This is a genomic window from Pseudomonas sp. LBUM1661 (assembly GCF_059695925.1).
Genome location: NZ_CP166794.1, coordinates 4,012,112 through 4,029,020, shown reverse-complemented (window position 1 = coordinate 4,029,020; position 16,909 = coordinate 4,012,112). Strand labels below are relative to the sequence as shown.

At 57.7% G+C, this 16,909-nt stretch carries 12 protein-coding genes; 8 read left to right on the top strand and 4 right to left on the bottom strand.

Annotated features, from left to right (window positions below):
* Nucleotides 1-203 precede the first annotated feature (203 nt).
* The 3 genes from ACA057_RS18395 to ACA057_RS18385 all read left to right on the top strand — a co-directional run bounded on the left by ACA057_RS18395 (nt 204) and on the right by ACA057_RS18385 (nt 6,919).
* Nucleotides 204-1,328 (top strand): HDOD domain-containing protein, encoded by a 1,125-nt coding sequence (locus ACA057_RS18395; RefSeq protein WP_497341107.1) that lies wholly within the window; start codon nt 204-206, stop codon nt 1,326-1,328.
* A 93-nt stretch (nt 1,329-1,421) separates the two neighbouring features.
* Complete coding sequence (locus tag ACA057_RS18390) at nt 1,422-5,972, top strand: PAS domain-containing hybrid sensor histidine kinase/response regulator (RefSeq protein WP_497341105.1); 4,551 nt, start codon at nt 1,422-1,424, stop codon at nt 5,970-5,972.
* An 11-nt stretch (nt 5,973-5,983) separates the two neighbouring features.
* Nucleotides 5,984-6,919 (top strand): diguanylate cyclase, encoded by a 936-nt coding sequence (locus ACA057_RS18385; RefSeq protein ID WP_497341103.1) that lies wholly within the window; start codon nt 5,984-5,986, stop codon nt 6,917-6,919.
* Nucleotides 6,920-7,278: 359 nt separating this feature from the next.
* Here ACA057_RS18385 and ACA057_RS18380 read toward each other — a convergent pair whose 3' ends face one another.
* A complete protein-coding gene (locus ACA057_RS18380; protein WP_497341101.1) occupies nt 7,279-7,677 on the bottom strand; it encodes a hypothetical protein in 399 nt (132 codons plus the stop codon).
* An 815-nt stretch (nt 7,678-8,492) separates the two neighbouring features.
* On the opposite strand from ACA057_RS18380, the gene ACA057_RS18375 reads away from it, so the two are divergent.
* The 4 genes from ACA057_RS18375 to lepB all read left to right on the top strand — a co-directional run bounded on the left by ACA057_RS18375 (nt 8,493) and on the right by lepB (nt 11,024).
* Nucleotides 8,493-8,852 carry a DUF6124 family protein gene (locus ACA057_RS18375; protein WP_497341099.1) on the top strand — a complete coding sequence of 120 codons (360 nt, stop codon included), beginning with the start codon at nt 8,493-8,495 and terminating at the stop codon, nt 8,850-8,852.
* A gap of 324 nt (nt 8,853-9,176) precedes the next feature.
* On the top strand, nt 9,177-9,908 hold the full coding sequence (locus ACA057_RS18370) for a hypothetical protein (RefSeq protein WP_497341097.1): 732 nt from the start codon (nt 9,177-9,179) through the stop codon (nt 9,906-9,908).
* 63 nt (nt 9,909-9,971) lie between these two features.
* The gene (locus tag ACA057_RS18365) at nt 9,972-10,178 is read left to right on the top strand and encodes a hypothetical protein (protein ID WP_497341095.1); all 207 of its coding nucleotides are present in this window, start codon (nt 9,972-9,974) and stop codon (nt 10,176-10,178) included.
* Between the two features lie 60 nt (nt 10,179-10,238).
* Nucleotides 10,239-11,024 carry a signal peptidase I gene (gene lepB, locus ACA057_RS18360; protein ID WP_497341093.1) on the top strand — a complete coding sequence of 262 codons (786 nt, stop codon included), beginning with the start codon at nt 10,239-10,241 and terminating at the stop codon, nt 11,022-11,024.
* Between the two features lie 205 nt (nt 11,025-11,229).
* On the opposite strand, the gene ACA057_RS18355 is transcribed toward lepB, so the two are convergent.
* Nucleotides 11,230-12,585, bottom strand: coding sequence for an amidase (locus ACA057_RS18355; RefSeq protein ID WP_497341091.1), 1,356 nt, complete (start codon nt 12,583-12,585; stop codon nt 11,230-11,232).
* A gap of 13 nt (nt 12,586-12,598) precedes the next feature.
* A complete protein-coding gene (locus ACA057_RS18350; RefSeq protein WP_497341089.1) occupies nt 12,599-13,930 on the bottom strand; it encodes an MFS transporter in 1,332 nt (443 codons plus the stop codon).
* Between the two features lie 210 nt (nt 13,931-14,140).
* On the opposite strand from ACA057_RS18350, the gene ACA057_RS18345 reads away from it, so the two are divergent.
* Complete coding sequence (locus ACA057_RS18345; RefSeq protein ID WP_497341087.1) at nt 14,141-15,175, top strand: LacI family DNA-binding transcriptional regulator; 1,035 nt, start codon at nt 14,141-14,143, stop codon at nt 15,173-15,175.
* Between the two features lie 152 nt (nt 15,176-15,327).
* Here ACA057_RS18345 and ACA057_RS18340 read toward each other — a convergent pair whose 3' ends face one another.
* On the bottom strand, nt 15,328-16,893 hold the full coding sequence (locus ACA057_RS18340) for an amino acid permease (protein WP_497341085.1): 1,566 nt from the start codon (nt 16,891-16,893) through the stop codon (nt 15,328-15,330).
* Nucleotides 16,894-16,909 lie beyond the last annotated feature (16 nt).

Genomic DNA, 16,909 nt, shown 5'->3' with positions numbered 1-16,909 from the left:
TGTATAGTTCGTGGGTCAGGAATAGATTCGATCCTTAAGGATCCTATCAAGCTATACATCAAAGGGAAATTGCCGTGATTTACTCAAAATCGCTCGGTAACCACCTCAACCGTTGATCTCAATGATGTCTATGCATGCTGGTGGCTGATGGTCAGTTACCAAGACACTGCGAGGTCGGGTATCAATCCAGTGAGGATTATCGAATGCGCGTGATGATTCTGGATGATGATCCCTGGATATCAGATCTCTTAAAACAGCTCGTGTTGAGCATCCGTCCGGTTGCTCAGGTCGATTGCTTTATCGATGTCGCCAGCGCTTTAGTCGCTTGGCAGTCAAGCACCTATCAGTTGGTGATGGCCGACTGGAATCTACCGGATGCCCCCGGCGTCAACCTGTTGCAGAAAATTCGCGAAAAAGATCAAAGCACGCCGCTGATCATGATCACTGGGCGCGCTGATCGAGACAGTGTGCTGGCGGTAAAATCGCTGAGGATCAGTGCCTTTTTCACCAAGCCATTCCAGGTTACGCGCGTCGTTGAATGCCTGGACGCGCTCCTTCCGCTTGATGAGCCCCCCCGAGCGATCACGGTCAACACTGAAGACCTGATCAGCTATCTCAGTGGTTTGTCTGCGGGTGAGTTGGACTTACCTTTACTGGCCTCTGTAAAAGACAAACTTCAGCTCGGCTATGGCGTGGCGCCAATGGATTTACGAGAGCTCGCCAATGATTGGCAGTATGACCCGGCGCTGTGCGCCCACTTGATCGCCGCCGCCAACGGTGCCGCGTATCTCGGGCTCGGCCAGCCATGCACGAATTTGAACGGTGCTCTGACACGGTTAGGAGGGCTTACCAGCGTGAATCTGGCCATTAGCCAGGCACTGCGACAGACCAATACTCAGCCTGACGGCATGCTGAAGATTGCCATCCAGGCTCATCTGGATGATGCCGAGCGTTTAGCTGAAAGGGCTGTTCTTCTGGCTCAACAATGTGGTCTGGATCCCGCTCCGCTGCAAAGTGCCGCCCTGTTGCACCGGATGGGCGAACTCTGTGTGCTGTACCAAACTCAGAAATGGGAGAACCAGGGCAATAGCGTGACCGAAGAAACGCTTACCCACGCAGTCCGTGATTTTTCAGCGCCGTTTGCCATTCGCTTGAAAGCGCGCTGGGGGCTTCCTATGGTTTTACGCGAGTTGATAGGCGCAATTTATGCGTTGCCCCACATGCAAGTTCGCCGCGAACAAATAGTGATGCGCCTTGCTGCCGCCATGAACAACGGCGAACCCGAAGCAGCCATAGAAAGACTTAAACGATTGGCCGGCCTGACCTGAGCGTATTCGTGCCTTGCAGGTTGGACATCTTGCGGCACCCCAACAGGGTTTTAACTTTAATCTTGAAGGCTGAAGGCCTTCTGCGATGGAACAATGCGGGTGAGAAAGCATAAGTATTTTGCATGGAACTGGGGAGTAGCTATCACTCTTGTCGTAGGGTTAGTGGCAAGCATTCTGGGTGGATGGACCCTTGAACGCACCAACGAACAGCAGGCTCAAGAAGCGATTACAGCGGCGACCGAAGACGCCGCAGAGTTGGTTTTAATGCGTCTGAACCTTTACCAATACGGTTTGCGAGGCGCTCGTGGAGCGGTCCTGACAGCAGGCGAATATGACATTAGCCGTGAAGTTTTTCGCCGATATCACAAAACCCGCGACCTCGCTTTCGAGTTCCCCGGCGCCAGTGCCTTTGGTTTTATCAGGCGTGTACCCGAGCGCGACGAAAACGAGTTTCTCAAGCACGCTCAAGCTGACGACGCGGCGGATTTCTCCATTCATCAATTCTCAGCGCACTCAGGCGAGCGCTACGTTATTCAGTATGTCGAACCGGCTGAAGGTAACCAGGCTGCCATTGGCTTGGACATAGCGTCGGAAACATCGCGGCGAGAGGCGGCACAATCCTCGATACAAAGCGGTGCGGCACGGATCACCGGGCCTATCACGCTTATACAGGCCGTAGGAAAACCGCAGCAGTCTTTCCTGGTGTTGATGCCCATCTTTCGCGGCGGAGTCACTCCGGTGACCGCTGCTGAACGAGAGGCAACTGCTTTTGGCTGGAGCTATGTTGTGTTGCAGACCGAGGAGGTACTCAAAGGCCTGCGCATAGAAAATGAGACGGTACATTTGCGATTAAGGGATATCACCGTCCCAGGACAAGAGAAGCTGTTTTATGAAAGCACCGACGACTCTGCTCGCCGTGAAACGCTGATGACCCATCAGCTGGAGCGCGAGGTATACGGAAGGCGGTGGCAAATCGAACTCGACGCAAATTCGCTGTTCATCCAGCGCCTGCATCAGGTTTCACCAAAAGTGGTGCTGTTTTTCGGTGGTTTTCTCACGCTTCTTCTGGCGACATTGGCGAGTGTCGTGAGTGTCAGCCGTCAACGTCGGCGGCAGATATTTGTCGAGCAGGCAAGGCTGGCTTCCATCGTTGAAAGCTCGGGCGATGGCATTATTGGAACAACCCTCGATGGCGTCGTCACCAACTGGAACAAAGGAGCCGAACACCTTTATGGTTATACCACCGAGGAGGCGGTGGGACAGACACTCGCTAATCTGATTGTTCCGGCAGAACTTGTCACAGAGGAAGCTCATATCCTTGCGCAGATCAGGGCGGGTGAGCGTATCGGCAGCTTTGATACACAACGCCATCACAAAGACAGGCGACTGATCGATGTCTCCGTCAGCATCTCACCCATTTATGGCGAGGGTGGTCGCGTCATTGGGGCGTCCAAGACGTTAAGGGATATCTCGGCGAAAAAAGTGGCAGAGGCCCGAATTCTTGAACTCAACTCCAACCTTGAAGAGCAGGTTGCGCAACGAACCTCCGAGTTGCGGCATCTCAATCTGTTGTTGGACACGGTGCTACGCTCGGCTACTGAGGTTTCGATCATTGCGACGGATCTCGATGGCGTTATCCGTGTATTCAACAAAGGCGCCGAGCATTTGTTGGGTTATGACGCCGTTGAGTTAGTCGGCAAAGGCACCCCGGCGCTCTTCCATGTCCCAGAGGAAGTCGCTGCGCGTGGCGTTGAGCTGAGCGAGGAGTATGCTCAGACTATCGACGGTTTCCGTGTGCTTACCCATAAACCTGAGCTTGAAGGCGCAGAAACCCGAGAGTGGACTTACACACGCAAGGATGGCTCGCGGTTTCCTGTCACGCTAGTGGTCACCTCCATGCGCGATGCCGATGGGAAATTGAACGGCTACCTCGGCATCGCGGTAGACATCACCGAACGTAAAGCGGCAGAAAAGGAACTGGCTGCGAGCCTGAAGACGACACTGGAACAACGTAGCGAACTGATGGCGGTGCACGATCAACTGCTGATGGCGGCTGAAGTGGCCGAATTGGGCGTCTGGTCCTGGACGTTGGCGGACAATAACTTGCAGTGGAATGACCGTATGTTCGAGTTCTACGGGCAGCCACTGACGTTGCGCAATAACGGTCTGAGCTATATGCACTGGTACTCGCGTGTTCACCCCGAGGATGTCGTGGCAGCGGCGGCAAAGCTGAATGCCGCCGTCGAGGGGACTGATGTGTATGACACGATTTTCCGTGTCGTTCGCCCGGACGGTCAGATCCGCTTCATACAGGCCGGCGCGCAGATTGAACGCAGCCCGAACGGTGCGGCATTGCGTGTGACCGGGATCAATCGGGACATCACTGTCCAACGCGAGCTAGAGTCGCATCTGCTTTACGCCAAGGAACAGGCCGATGCAGGGAGTGCGGCCAAGTCTGCCTTCCTGGCCAACATGAGTCATGAAATACGCACACCGATGAATGCCGTGTTGGGTATGTTGCAGTTGGTGCAGAACACTGACCTGAATGGTCGCCAACTCGACTATGTGACCAAAGCGCAAACCGCTGCGAAATCACTGCTGGGTTTGCTCAATGACATTCTCGATTATTCCAAGATTGAGGCGGGCAAGCTGCAGCTCGATGTGCACCCGTTCGAGCTTGAACCGCTCATGCGTGACCTCGCCGTTGTGCTGACAGGTAACCAGGGCGATAAGGAGGTTGAGGTCATGTTCGACCTCGACTCCAATTTACCCAACGACCTGATCGGCGATAGCCTGCGACTGCAACAGGTACTGATCAACCTGGCGGGTAATGCCCTCAAGTTCACCCTCGAAGGCCAGGTCGTGGTCAGCGTTGAACAACTGATGCGCACGGAAAATGCTGTGAGTTTGCGCATCGCCGTTTCTGATACCGGCATCGGTATAAGCCCGGAACAGCTTCAGCGCATTTTTGAAGGCTTCACCCAGGCCGAGGCTTCAACTTCCCGACGCTTTGGTGGCACAGGTCTGGGCCTGGTGATTTGCAAGCGGTTGGTCACCTTGATGGGTGGTGAACTTCGAGTGGAGAGCAAGCAAGGTGTCGGGAGTCGTTTCTGGTTCGATATCACTCTGGATGTAGCGCCGACGTCACTGCTGAGCTCCGCATGTACTGGAGTCGATATGTCCTTACGGATTCTGGTCGTTGACGACAACGCCACGGCGGGTGAATTGCTGTTGCGCACCGTGCATGCATTGGGATGGAAGGCTGACCGCGTGAGCGGTGGCACGCAAGCGGTGGAATGGGTAAAGAAAGCCCGAGCGCTAGGTGAGGCCTACGACGTGGTGCTGATGGACTGGCGGATGTCCGATATGGATGGACTGAGCGCTGCGCAATTGATCCACCAGCAGGGTAACGGAGTACCACCTCCGATGGTCATTATGATCACTGCTTACGGCCGCGAGGTATTGGCCGACGTCCACCAGGCGGGAGACGCTCCCTTCGTGGGGTTCCTCACCAAACCTGTCACTCCCAAGCAGCTAGCCGACGCTGTTCAGAAAGCGTTCAATGAAAAAGACCTTCTGCATTCCCCCATCCCCCGCTCAACGGTTGAGAGACCACCGCGTCTGACCGGGCTACGGCTATTGGTGGTGGAAGACAACATGCTCAATCGACAGGTAGCCGATGAGTTACTGACAAGGGAGGGCGCGCAGGTGACGCTGGCTGAAGGCGGGCTGGAAGGTGTGAGCAAGGTGATGAATGAGCGTGTGTCCTTCGACGTCGTATTAATGGATATCCAGATGCCAGATATTGATGGCTTGGAGGCGACTCGTCGCATTAGATCGAACCCACGCTTCGCAACACTGCCGATTGTGGCGATGACCGCAAATGCCTCCAATACCGACCGTGAAGCCTGTCTTGCTGCGGGGATGAATGATCATGTCGGCAAGCCTATAGACCTGGAACAACTCGTGGTAACGCTGCTCTTTCAATCGGGCCGTGAAGACAGTCAGGCATCTTTAACCTTGGGACAAGTCAATGCAGGAGAAGGCGTTACAGAGTCTCGTGCATCAACTATTGACCGCTTTGGTGGTGACCTCGATTTGATCCGCACGGTGCTACGTACCTTTGGCCCAGAGATGGGAAAACAGCTTGTCCACTTGCGCGATCAGATCCAGCGGCAAGATGCATCGGGGGCCGCGTTTGTCCTGCATACCATTAAAGGTAGCAGCGGTACTATGGGCGCCAAGGCTTTGTCGCTGATGGCAGGCGACCTGGAGCACAAACTGAAATCTGCCGATTCAGAGTCTGTAGCGAGTCTTTTGGCCGACCCAATATGGTTTGACGGGTTGAGCAGGTTACTGCAACAAAGCCTTGAGCAAATGAATGCCGATTTTGGCCAGAGCCTGCGTGAAAATAGGGGGGCTGACGAGGACTCCATGGCGCCTGCGCAATGGAGAGAGTCCCTGGAGGAGGTTTTGCTGTTGTTGGAAGCGGGTAACCTTCAAGCCATAGAGCTGACAGACGCATTGGCGTCAAAAACGCCGCAATCCCTCCGCCCACAGTTCGACGAACTTGTTGCCAAGGTGCAGTCGCTAGACTTTTCCGCCGCGATGCCGATCGGTCGTGACCTGTTGAGATCTGCCTGATGGAACAATCAATGGAAACCTGGTTACCCCATTCCTTTAACCGTCCAAAACTCCTTATTGTCGACGACCAACCGATTAATATCCGGGTACTTCATGAGCTATTTCGTGAAGACTGTGATGTGTTCATGGCCACCAGCGGTGAGCAGGCAATCAGCGTATGCCAGACCCAACTGCCCGATCTGATTCTGCTGGACGTGGTCATGGAGGGTATGGACGGGCATGAAGTATGCCGTCGACTCAAGGTTGACCCTACGACCCAAGGCATCCCTATCATCTTCATTACCGCACAGCAGCAGGAGTCAGATGAGGTGCTAGGTCTGGAGCTTGGCGCGGTGGACTTCATCACCAAACCCATCAATACCACCATTGTCAGAGCACGGGTACGAACACATTTAACCCTGAAACTACAGAGCGATCTGCTGCGTTCCATGGCATTGATAGATGGTCTTACTGGAGTGGCCAATCGACGCAAATTTAATGAGGACATACTGGTGGATTGGCGTCAGTGCTTTCGAGAGCAAAAGCCGCTATCGCTCATTTTGGTGGATGTCGACTATTTCAAACGCTACAACGACCGGTACGGTCACCAGGCTGGAGATGACTGCTTGAAATCCGTTGCCCAAACGTTATCTGAAACGGTTAGACGGCCCTACGACCTGGTCGCTCGGTATGGTGGCGAAGAGTTCGCCTGCGTTCTGCCCAATACAGGTCTTTCTGGTGCGGTCGAGATTGCAGAAAGAATGCAAGAGCGTGTTCGGACATTGGGCATCGAACATTCTGCTTCCGATGTAGATCGTGTGGTGACTATTTCTCTAGGCGTCGCAACATTGACTCCCACTCGAGATCTTGAGTTCCAGGCTTTGATTGAAGCTGCGGACAAGCAACTCTACGAAGCGAAGAACGCGGGCAGGGCGCGGGTATGTTCTTCTGCAATGTCGTCCAGTTAAGAGTTTCTCCGGTTGCTGAATGCATGTTTGGTTGGCGCTTACTTGCGGCAGCAAGGCGGTAAAGGGAGCGCCTGATTAACGCGAGCATCAATCGATAATCTCCATTACCTTGCTTTACATGAGCTGGCGATCAGGGCAAATGCACCTACCCAGTTTGCTGCTTGGCTTTGGGCCGCTTTGGGTCGGCCCTTCGCGACTGGCGGCTTCAGGCCGATTTCTGCCTGTCGCGAGGGCGTATTCATGGATTGCCTTATCCGTTGACGGCGGAACCTGAAAGGGGCAAGACAGGGTACGGGGTCGTCGAGGTCTTCAGCCGGATGTCTACACTCGTGGGCGTCGGATTGCTCCGTGGCTACGCACTAGCGACGGTAGTAACGGTGATTGTCCTCGTAGCGGTGCCGCATCGCCCGATCGTTGTCGCGATCCCAATAACGATGGCGTTCAGCTTCTCGGCGCGCTTGCTCTCTACGCCAGTTATCTCGGCGCCACTCGTCTCGGCGCCAATTGTCTCGACGATCGTGCCAACGGCCGTCACGCCAGTATCGGTCGTCATGGGCAAGCAACGGCCCTGGTTGCTTGTCGGCCTTGCTGGCCAAGGTCGGCCACGGGTTGCCGGCGGTCCGGACAGGAGCCTGAACAGCTGTGACTTCAGTTGCGAAAACAGGGGTTGAGGTTTTCATCTGTGTTGCTGATGCCGAGTCCACTGCCGCGAGCGCGAACAGGCCGAAGAGCACCATCCGTGAGACATGAAGTTTCATGAGCGAAGTCAACCTCTGATCGACAATTGGACGTATGGCCAAGCTGCTGTGGTCAGCCTGCGGGGGCGTGCTGACCGAGCGGATTTGCCTATCTCCATAGACCGGCAATTAGAGAAAAGTTCTAGGGAGCCGTTGCTTAAATAACGACGGTCTCACTCTTCGACCCTTTTTGAAGTGTGCTTTCTCGGTGCGAGCTTTGGCCGTTTTCTGTCCTGCGTGTAGTGCCGCAATAGGTCGTGCTTAGAGGTCGGGGTGGTCAAAAATGACACGGGTTGCGACGGCCGTTGCAGCAGGAACTTCAGGGTATAAGCCAGGTCAATAGCGGCCCTGTATCGCAAATGCCGAGCAGTGCTGTGGGCTGTTTTACGGCAGTGCCGTCCGAGTTCAGTCGAGTCCGCCCCTGATGCCAATCAAGTCTGTAGGGCGTGCGCCTACGACACATAAACATCGCTTGAGTGTGCGTGTTTAAACGCTCTCAAGGTTACTTCCTGAAAGCTACAAGACCTTGCGCCGTTGCCTACGGGTACGCCAGAATCCGCCGGCTTGTTCGCCGTGGGCCTTGGTTCTATCGTTTCCGTGCTGCTGACTATTCAGCGGCCGGGTCTGGAAACCCCGAAGTGTAAATGGCGCAAAAGTGCCCTTCATAACTTATGCTTGCGCGCTTTCACAGTGTGCACTCCGTTATGGCGGCTGTGCGCGGGAGACCTTCGGGTCTACCGGGTTGCCGTTTCCCCGGGTTTCCAGCCTGCGTACAGCTGCCACCTTTTCGCCTGGAAACGAATGGGAGCAGTTCAACCCGCAAACGGAGATTCACAATGAAAAAGCCCACACCCAACCCGCCGGAAACCGATCCAGTCTCCCCATACGAACCCGGTTCAAAAAAGCTCAACGACGCCGCCGAAGCCGCCCTCGGCTTCCACTTCGCATCAATCGCCGACATCAAAGCCACACCGCGCACACCCAACAAGGGTTTTCTCGTCGCCCCTGAGAGCGATACCGAATCCCTGGTGGTTTATCTGGTCGAGACACTGGCAGCTGTCGATGTGATGGTTCATCAGTTGGTGGATCATCTGGACGGTGAGTCGCGTTATGCGCTGCTGGGCATTTCCAACAGCGTCATGCTGGCGGAGATCACGGCCAATCGAGTGCTGGATCAGATTGATCCGCAGGAGTAGGCGCTCGCACATTCCACCGAAAAGCAGGTGACGGGCTGGGCTTCTGATCGTTTCCCACGCGGAGCGTGGGAACGATCGGAGTCGGAGGTGTTGTCAGGGGCGCGTTTCGAGGGGGTGGTGGCCGGAGCAGGGCGACCGCGTCTACACTCGCTCAGTGCAGCGGCAATGGCGGATCACTGAGCACTTGACCGAGTAAGGCATGCCGGTGTTCGATGCCTCTCCGGGACGGTGTCTGCCGTCCGATCTGCCCAAACGCCACGCCTTTCAAAGGGACTATCAATGCATCAAGTTGCGCAAAGTTACCGTGGCGTTTGGAAGCGGCGTTTGATCCAGCATCGCTCAGGGCATTCGGACAGTGAAACGGCCGTGTATTGGCTACAGACGCCGCGACTGTTCGCCGACCTGCGCATCCCCTCCAATCCACTGCCAGCTCTGGCGCTTGAAGCACTCAGCCACGCTCAACAGCTGGCGTTGTGTGAACAGAAAGGCTTCGCCGGGGTGACCCAGGTTGACGCCGACATTTGCCAATGGCATCGCAAACTGGACTATCAGCCGGTCAGTGGCGATGAAGACATGGGTCGTATGCACTTTGAAACCAGTGAGTGCCTGATCGAAACCGCGCTGGACGACAGCTACTACGAAATATGGGACCGCTTGCCCGATTCCCTCGGCGCTTGTCGTGGCCAATGGTTGCAAGCGATGGATGATCCAGCGCGTCAGGGCTGTCTGCTGTTGGCCGGGGATTATTTTCTGTTCGCCGCCAGCCGTCCCACACCGCTGAGCCCGGGCACTCATTTACGCGAAAATTTCAGCCAACTCGACAGCTCGATAAACCCTGGTTCCTTGTTGGCTTGCGAACTGTCTTTTGGCCGGCATCACGCCGGACAAACCCCATGGAAAATCGAGTGCTCGACGCTCCCCGCCAACGCGGGCCAATGCTTGCTGCCAGCATCGGTGGACCCGTTTGCCGCGGATATTTTTGCCAATGAAGCCGTCATGGCTTCACTCGGCACATTCATCCCGGCTGGCGGTTGGCGCTGTGCGCCTGATCCCTGACACACAGCGGGCCCGCGCTATGGCCTGATTGCTTTCTATCGCTCAGTACAAGGAAATACAAGCGTGCTTGATCCATTGATTGAAGTGATTTTTCGCGCAATTTTCTTTCCGGTTGGTTGGCCCATCATGAGGCTTATGACGCTAGGTAAATATCCTTCGAAGGGCGCTTGGTTTGCCAGTACACCGGAGTCCGACTGGACTTGCGGAGTGGGGCTCGCCGTTCTGTTGATTGCAGTAATGGCCGCAATGAAACAGTTCGTTTTTCCGTAGCACACTGACAGCTCCGTTCGCTACGCGTGCGGCCCACTGCACTATTTCATGGATGGGTATATGCAAGCTGTTAACCCTGCCAAACCTTCGGTGGCGTTTCTACTGGGTGCTGTCGTTAGCGGCTGGGGGTTGTTCTATGCAGGTCGACCTCGACTTGCCGCCGCGCTTATTGCCGCGCTATGGAGCTGCTTACTGATAGGAGGATGGTCTGGACTGTTTACCAGCCGGCGCGGCGTCATTGCATTGGTCGCGATTATCATCGTGACGAAGTGCGTATCAGCCTTTGCCGGTGCCTGGTTTGCGCGTCACCGTGTCGAAGTGCCCCGCAAACGAGAGCATTTTTTCTTCCTTGCCGCGATGGCTGTCAGTCTTTGGCTGCTGGCCCAACCCAACGCGCGCTCTCGATTGCTCGGTATTGAAGGGTATCGCGTTCAGGGGAATGGCATGGCCCCGACACTGATGACTGGCGATGCGTTTGTTTGTGATAGTAGGCGTAGCGATTACTCACTGGGAGATGTCGTCGCTTACGAGCGTGAAGGAAAAATCGAGGTCAAGCGTATCGCCGCCACCGAGGGAAACAGCATCGAGATGATCGACGGCAACGTGCTGCTTAACGGAGAAAACTTTGGGCCGTTTCATTCTTGGTCGCCCAAGGATAAACGCTACTCGCAAAGCTTCGCGCTAACAAAGATTCCGCGTGGGTATGTTTTCATGCTGGGGGACAACCGCGACAACAGTCGCGACAGTAGATCCGATGGGCCAGTAGCGCTCGCTAACGTCCGCTGCAAAACCACCGCGATCGTTTACTCGGCTGACGGTAGGAGGACCGGAGCAGCAATATGGTAGTCATTAACGTTCGGTTAGCAAGGTATTCTGGCCGGACGCTAACGGTCCGTGTAGCAGCTGGCGAAGCCTGCGTCCGGCTGCGCAGCAGTCGTAAATTCAGCGTATGCGGTGCGTCAGACCGACCGCGCACTCAGGGTTTACGACTGCTGCGCAGCCGGACGCAGGCTTTGCCAGCTGCTACAGGGTAGGTGTTGCTGCGGGCTTGTTAGTACTGCAGGAATCGCTGCTCCATCTCCCGCAACAAACGATCATCCTCTCCCGCAGCGGCAATCACCTGTAGCCCCACCGGCATCTTCCTCACCAGCCCCACCGGCAGGCTGATCGCAGGCAACCCGGTGAGGTTCCACGCACTGGTATGGCTGAGCAGGGCGGGGCGCACATCGATGTCTTGCTCACCCACACGGACCTCGCGCGCGTCGACGGCTGTCGCGGTAATCGGCACGCTCGGCGAAACCAGGAAGTCATAGTGCTCGAACAAACGCGCCATCGCCGCTTTGAGCCGTACCTGGCTCGCCTTTGCGCGGATGTACTGCCAGCCCCGGACTTCACGCGACAATTCGAGGCGCTCGCGCACCTCTTGCTCGAACGTGTGCGGTGCCTCCTGCATGCGCTCGGCATGCACATTGAAGGCCTCGGCGCGTTGCAGCACCAGCAAGGTGTCTTTCATTTCGGCCGCCAGCGGCACCAGTTCCGCCGTATCTTGCAGCGCCTCGCCAAACAGCCGCTGCGCCGCCTGATAAACCTGCCGATCCAGCTCGGCGTCGACCGGGCCGAAGCTGCCGGTGCTGATCCAGCCAACCCGTAACGGTCGAGGGTTGGCCAGCGACGCACACACGCGCCCAGCGACCACTTCGAACAGCAGGCGTGCATCCTCGACATTGTTGGCGATCGGGCCCACGTGGTCGAGACTCGACGCCAACGGGAACACGCCCTCGACCGGCACGCTGGCAAACGATGGCTTGAAGCCGACCACGCCGCACAACGCCGCCGGAATGCGGATCGACCCGCCGGTGTCGGTGCCCAACGCCAGTGGCACCATGCCGCTGGCCACCGCCGCCGCGCTGCCGGCGCTGGAGCCGCCAGTGATGCAGCTGGCATCCCACGGGTTACGGGCCGCGCCGTGCAGCGAGCGGTCGCCGGTCGGGCCGTAGGCGAATTCGTGGGTCAAGGTCTTGCCGACAATGACCGCACCCGCCTCGCGCAGGCGTTGCACGCACAGCGCATCGCGGCTCGGCCTGAAGCCTGCGAAATGCGCCGAACCGTAGGTGGTGACGTGGTCGAACGTGTCGATATTGTCTTTGACCGCCACCGGTATGCCGTGCAACGGGCCCAGGTCCAGGCCTTGGGCAAACAGTTCATCGGCCTTGCGCGCCTGGGCCAGCGCCACGGGTGCATCGACATGAACGAAGGCGTTCAAGGTCGGATTGAGGCGCTCGATGTTGTCCAGGGCGGCTTGGGTCAGCTCGACGCTCGTCAGGCTGCCCGCGCGCAGGCGCTCGGCCAGCGCGACGACCGATTGAGCATAAAAAGATCCAACGTGAACAGGCTTCGCCAGGCTCATACGAACGACTCCATCAAACGGCTGCGGGTAAAGGGGAAGGGCGGGTTTGCCGACTGCCGGGACGCACCATCAGCATCGCGCTCATGCCCAGTGCAGTGGCCACCGCCGCTGCCACGAACATCGACGAGTAGCCATAGCGCACGGTCAGGTAGCCGGTGAGCATCGGCGCGATGAACGAAGCGGTGTTGGCGATGAAATGGGTCATGCCGCTGTAGGCGCCGACCCGGTTGGACGGCGCGGTGTCGATCACCACGGCCCAGTAAACCGAGTTGGGCAGCGCGTTGAGGGCGTTGGCCAGGGTCATCAGGGCAATCACGCCCCACACGGTCTGGGCCTGCGATACCAATATGAAACAGAGCGTGGTCAACAGCAGGCAGGTCGCGGCCAGCCAGCTGCGGGCCACCTTCAGGTTGCCGGTGCGGCGCAACAGCAGGTCGGAAATCTTGCCGCCCAATAGCACGGTGAAGCAGGCGCCGGTCCACGGAATCATGCCCATGTACCACAGCGACGACAGGTTGTAGTGGAACTCGTCCTGCAGGTATTTCGGGGTCCAGGTCAGCAGCAGGAACGTCACGTAGACGAACGAGAAGTAACCGACCGCATTGAGTATCAGGTCCTTGTTCTTGAAGAAATGCCATACCGGCGCCACGCTGGTGGTCGGGGTTGACGCATTGGCGGCGGCGGCGCGTTCGCGGCGCAGGAAGTCGAGTTCAGCCTTGGACACGCGCGGGTTTTCATCGGGGGTGTTGGTGAAGCGCGTCATGAAGAAAATCAGCAGCGCCAGGCTGACCAGGCCCAGCACCACGAACATGCTGCGCCAGCCACCCGTCAAGGTTTGCAAGCCGACCGCGACCGGGGCGGTGAGCAGTGCGCCCAACGGTGTGCTGAGCAGCCCGACCGAGACCACGAAGCCGCGTTCCTTGGGTGTGGCCCAGTTGGCCACGCTCTTGTTGATCACCGAGTAGGCCGGGCCTTCGGCAAAGCCGAACAGCACGCGGATCGTGGCGAAACCGGCCATGGCCGAGCCCCCCATGAAGGCCAGCCCGAGGTCACCGGCAAACGCGGTGGCGATCTCGAAAATCGACCAGGTGGCACCCGCAATCAGCCAGATGCGCCTGGCGCCAAAGCGGTCGGCCAGGATGCCGCCGATCAACGCCCCGAGGATGTAGCCGTAACCGAAGTAACCCAGGACTTTGCCCCAGTCGGCCTTGTCGAAACCGTACTCCGGAAGAATGCTCGCCGAGGCATAGGCAATCGCGCCGCGGTCAATGTAATTGAGCAGTGCCATGAGCATGATCAGGAAGAAAATCTGGTAGCGGAAAGACGGGATAGCTGCGCTCTTCATAGGGATCTGACTCTTCAAAATGATGGCAGAAGTCAAAAAGTCGGCCGCGTCCGGCGTATTTTATTGTTTTACCCAAACGTTTGGGTTAACGAAATGTAGAGGCGGATAAAGTTTTAGTCAATCGTTTGGGTAGAGGTTTTTTTCTCGGGAAGAGGTCGCGGTTGAGGTAGAATCGCGCGCTGATTAATGCACGGTGGAAGACGCTCAAACATGCCGAATGAATCTCGCCCCGCCACCCTCAAGTCCATGGCGACTGCACTCGGGGTACACGTCTCCACGGTGTCGCGGGTGCTCAATGGCGACCCGGCCGAGGTCGAGCGAGCGGCGTCGGCGACGGTGGTGGAGCGTATCCGCGCGCTGGCCAAGGAGCTGGATTACCGGCCGAACACCCAGGCAACCAACCTGAAATTGCGCAAAAGTCAGGAGATCTGCGTGCTCATGCCACGCCTCACCGACCTGGTGATGGCGACCATTTATGACAGCATTGACAGCGCGGCCGAGGAGGCCGGCTACCTCACGTTCGTCTCCAATACCGACGACCTGCAGCCGCGCCAAATGGCCCGCGCCGAGCACGCCTTGCGCCGTTCGGTGGCGGGGTTGATCGTGGGGGATTCGCACGTGGGTGAAAACCAGCCCCTGCTCGATCTGCTCGCTCGCAAGAACATTCCTTACGTGCTGGTCAGTCGGCAGATTGCGGGACATCTCGCGGCGGCCAGCGACGATGAATTGGGCGGCTGGTTGGCGGCCGAACACTTGTATCAGTTGGGCTGTCGCGACGTGGCGATCCTGGCGGGTGAGCGGCATGCGTCCACCGGCGCAGATCGTACCCGCGGGTTCATCCGCTATTACCGTGAGCAAGGCGTAGCCCTGCGCCCGGAGTGGATCGTTAATGGTCCTTTTGACAGCCACACCGGACACCAACAAGGCGAATATCTGTTGGGGCTCAACCCACGTCCTCAGGCATTTTTCGCGGTCAACGACTTCCTTGCCATCGGCCTGATGGGCGCCGCCCGCGACAAAGGCTTGCAGCCGGGCAAGGACATTGCCGTGGTCGGCTTCAACGACATCCCATTGGCCAATGAACTCATCGTTCCACTGACCAGCGTGCGCCTGCAATTGGCACAGATGGGACGGCATGCGGTGGAGTTGCTGCTCAAGCGCATCAAAGGCGAGGCAGCCGAGTCAATCATCCTTGCGCCGCAGTTGCAGGTGCGGGCGAGTTCCTCGCTGTTGCCTCCGCGCTGATTAAGGGGCGACTGCCGAGTCGCACGGGTGTTCCCCTGTGGGAGCGGGCTTGCTCGCGAAGGGGCCATATCAGTCAACATTCATGTTGAATGTAAAGCTGCTTTCGCGAGCAAGCTTGCTCCTACGGGTTTGGGTTTTTATGACGGTGGCGATCAGCTTCCGGCCCGTTTATTCAACGCCGCTTCAGCCGCCGCAATTTCCGCCTGGCGCTTGATAATCACGTCGCCAATCGGCGGACCCTGGAAGCGTCGGGCTTCAAAACCGAACCAGACGATGGCCGTCAGCACCAGGAAGCCGATGGTGATGTACAGCGCCCAATCGTTCGGTGGCTGGATGCCGATGACGAAGATGATCACCATCGACAGGATCGAGAGCAGGGCGAACACCGTGTACCAGAAGCGCCCCATGTTCCACGGCCCCATGGTCGGCCACTTCGAGGTGCCGTAGGTAAACAGGCCCAGCACGATCGGAATGACGAAGGAGAAGAACAGGAAGATCACCGTGCAGGACACCACGATGGTGTACACCGGTGTTTCACCGATCGAGATCACCGACGATCCCCAGACAAATAACACGGCCAGAGTGGCACCGGTCCAGATCGCTGCCACCGGGCTGCGAAAGGTCGGCGAGACCGAGGCCAATGCTTTCGAGCAGGGCAGGCCGCCGTCACGCGAGAAAGCGAAGATCATGCGTGAAACCGAGGTCACGGTCGCCAGCCCGCAGAGAAACTGCGAGATGAAAATCGCCACATACAGCGCGAGCTTCACCGTCGGGTTGACTTGTGTGTCCATAGCCCAGAAAAACACGGTCCAGCCATGCTTTGCCGCCTCGTCCATGCTCGGCAGCATCAGCACAAACGCGCTGAGCATCACCCAACCGAACAGCAACGACCAGACCACCGACATGACCATCCCGCGTGGCACCGACATGGCCGCATTGCGGGTTTCTTCGGAGGTGTGTGCGGACGCGTCATAGCCGGTGATGGTGTAGATCGGCAACAGCAGGCCGAGCATGAAAATCCAGCCGTTCGAGACCTGTGGCCAGACGCTGCCGCCGGCCTCACCGGAGTAGTTGCTGAAGGTCCATAACCGGGCGAACTCGTAACTCGGTGCCGAGATCAGGCAGACGATGGTCAGCGCCAGGGCGGTGGCGAAAATCAGGTAACCCGAGAAGTCGGTGAGCTTCGCGGTCAGGCCGATACCCAAGTGGTTGCACAAGGCCTGGACGCCGGTCAGGATCGCCAGGAAAATCACGCGGGTCGTGGTGGTATCTTCCATGCCCAGGGCCGGTCCGAAGGCGCCGAAAAAGAAGTAGTAGGTGCCGACGTTGATCGCGCCGAGCACCGTCACCAATCCCAGCAAGTTGAACCACGCGGTCAGCCAGCCGGTGAAGCGGTTACCAAGAATCGAGCCCCAGTGATACAGCCCGCCAGCGGTGGGGTAGGCCGAGGAAATCTGCGCCATGGCCATGGCGAAGACCCCGGAGATCAGGCAGCCGATCGGCCAGCCGATGCCGATGGACGCGCCGCCCGCGCCCGAGGTGCCCTGGGCGAGCGAGTTGATGCCACCCGAGAGGATGCAGATGATCGAAAAGGAAATCGCAAAGTTGGAGAAAACCCCCATTCGTCGCGAGAGCTGTTGGGCGTAACCCATGCTGTGCAGCACCTTGACGTCATCGTCGTGCGACGCGCTGGTGCCGGGCTGGCTTTCTGGCTTCATGTTGTGTGCCCCTTCT

Bases quoted from the DNA above. Each gene is read 5' to 3' on its own strand.
- ACA057_RS18395 (WP_497341107.1), top strand. From the start codon at position 204: ATGCGCGTGATGATTCTGGATGATGATCCCTGGATATCAGATCTCTTA.
- ACA057_RS18390 (WP_497341105.1), top strand. From the start codon at position 1,422: ATGCGGGTGAGAAAGCATAAGTATTTTGCATGGAACTGGGGAGTAGCT.
- ACA057_RS18385 (WP_497341103.1), top strand. From the start codon at position 5,984: ATGGAAACCTGGTTACCCCATTCCTTTAACCGTCCAAAACTCCTTATT.
- ACA057_RS18380 (WP_497341101.1), bottom strand. From the start codon at position 7,677: ATGAAACTTCATGTCTCACGGATGGTGCTCTTCGGCCTGTTCGCGCTC.
- ACA057_RS18375 (WP_497341099.1), top strand. From the start codon at position 8,493: ATGAAAAAGCCCACACCCAACCCGCCGGAAACCGATCCAGTCTCCCCA.
- lepB (WP_497341093.1), top strand. From the start codon at position 10,239: ATGCAAGCTGTTAACCCTGCCAAACCTTCGGTGGCGTTTCTACTGGGT.
- ACA057_RS18355 (WP_497341091.1), bottom strand. From the start codon at position 12,585: ATGAGCCTGGCGAAGCCTGTTCACGTTGGATCTTTTTATGCTCAATCG.
- ACA057_RS18350 (WP_497341089.1), bottom strand. From the start codon at position 13,930: ATGAAGAGCGCAGCTATCCCGTCTTTCCGCTACCAGATTTTCTTCCTG.
- ACA057_RS18345 (WP_497341087.1), top strand. From the start codon at position 14,141: ATGCCGAATGAATCTCGCCCCGCCACCCTCAAGTCCATGGCGACTGCA.
- ACA057_RS18340 (WP_497341085.1), bottom strand. From the start codon at position 16,893: ATGAAGCCAGAAAGCCAGCCCGGCACCAGCGCGTCGCACGACGATGAC.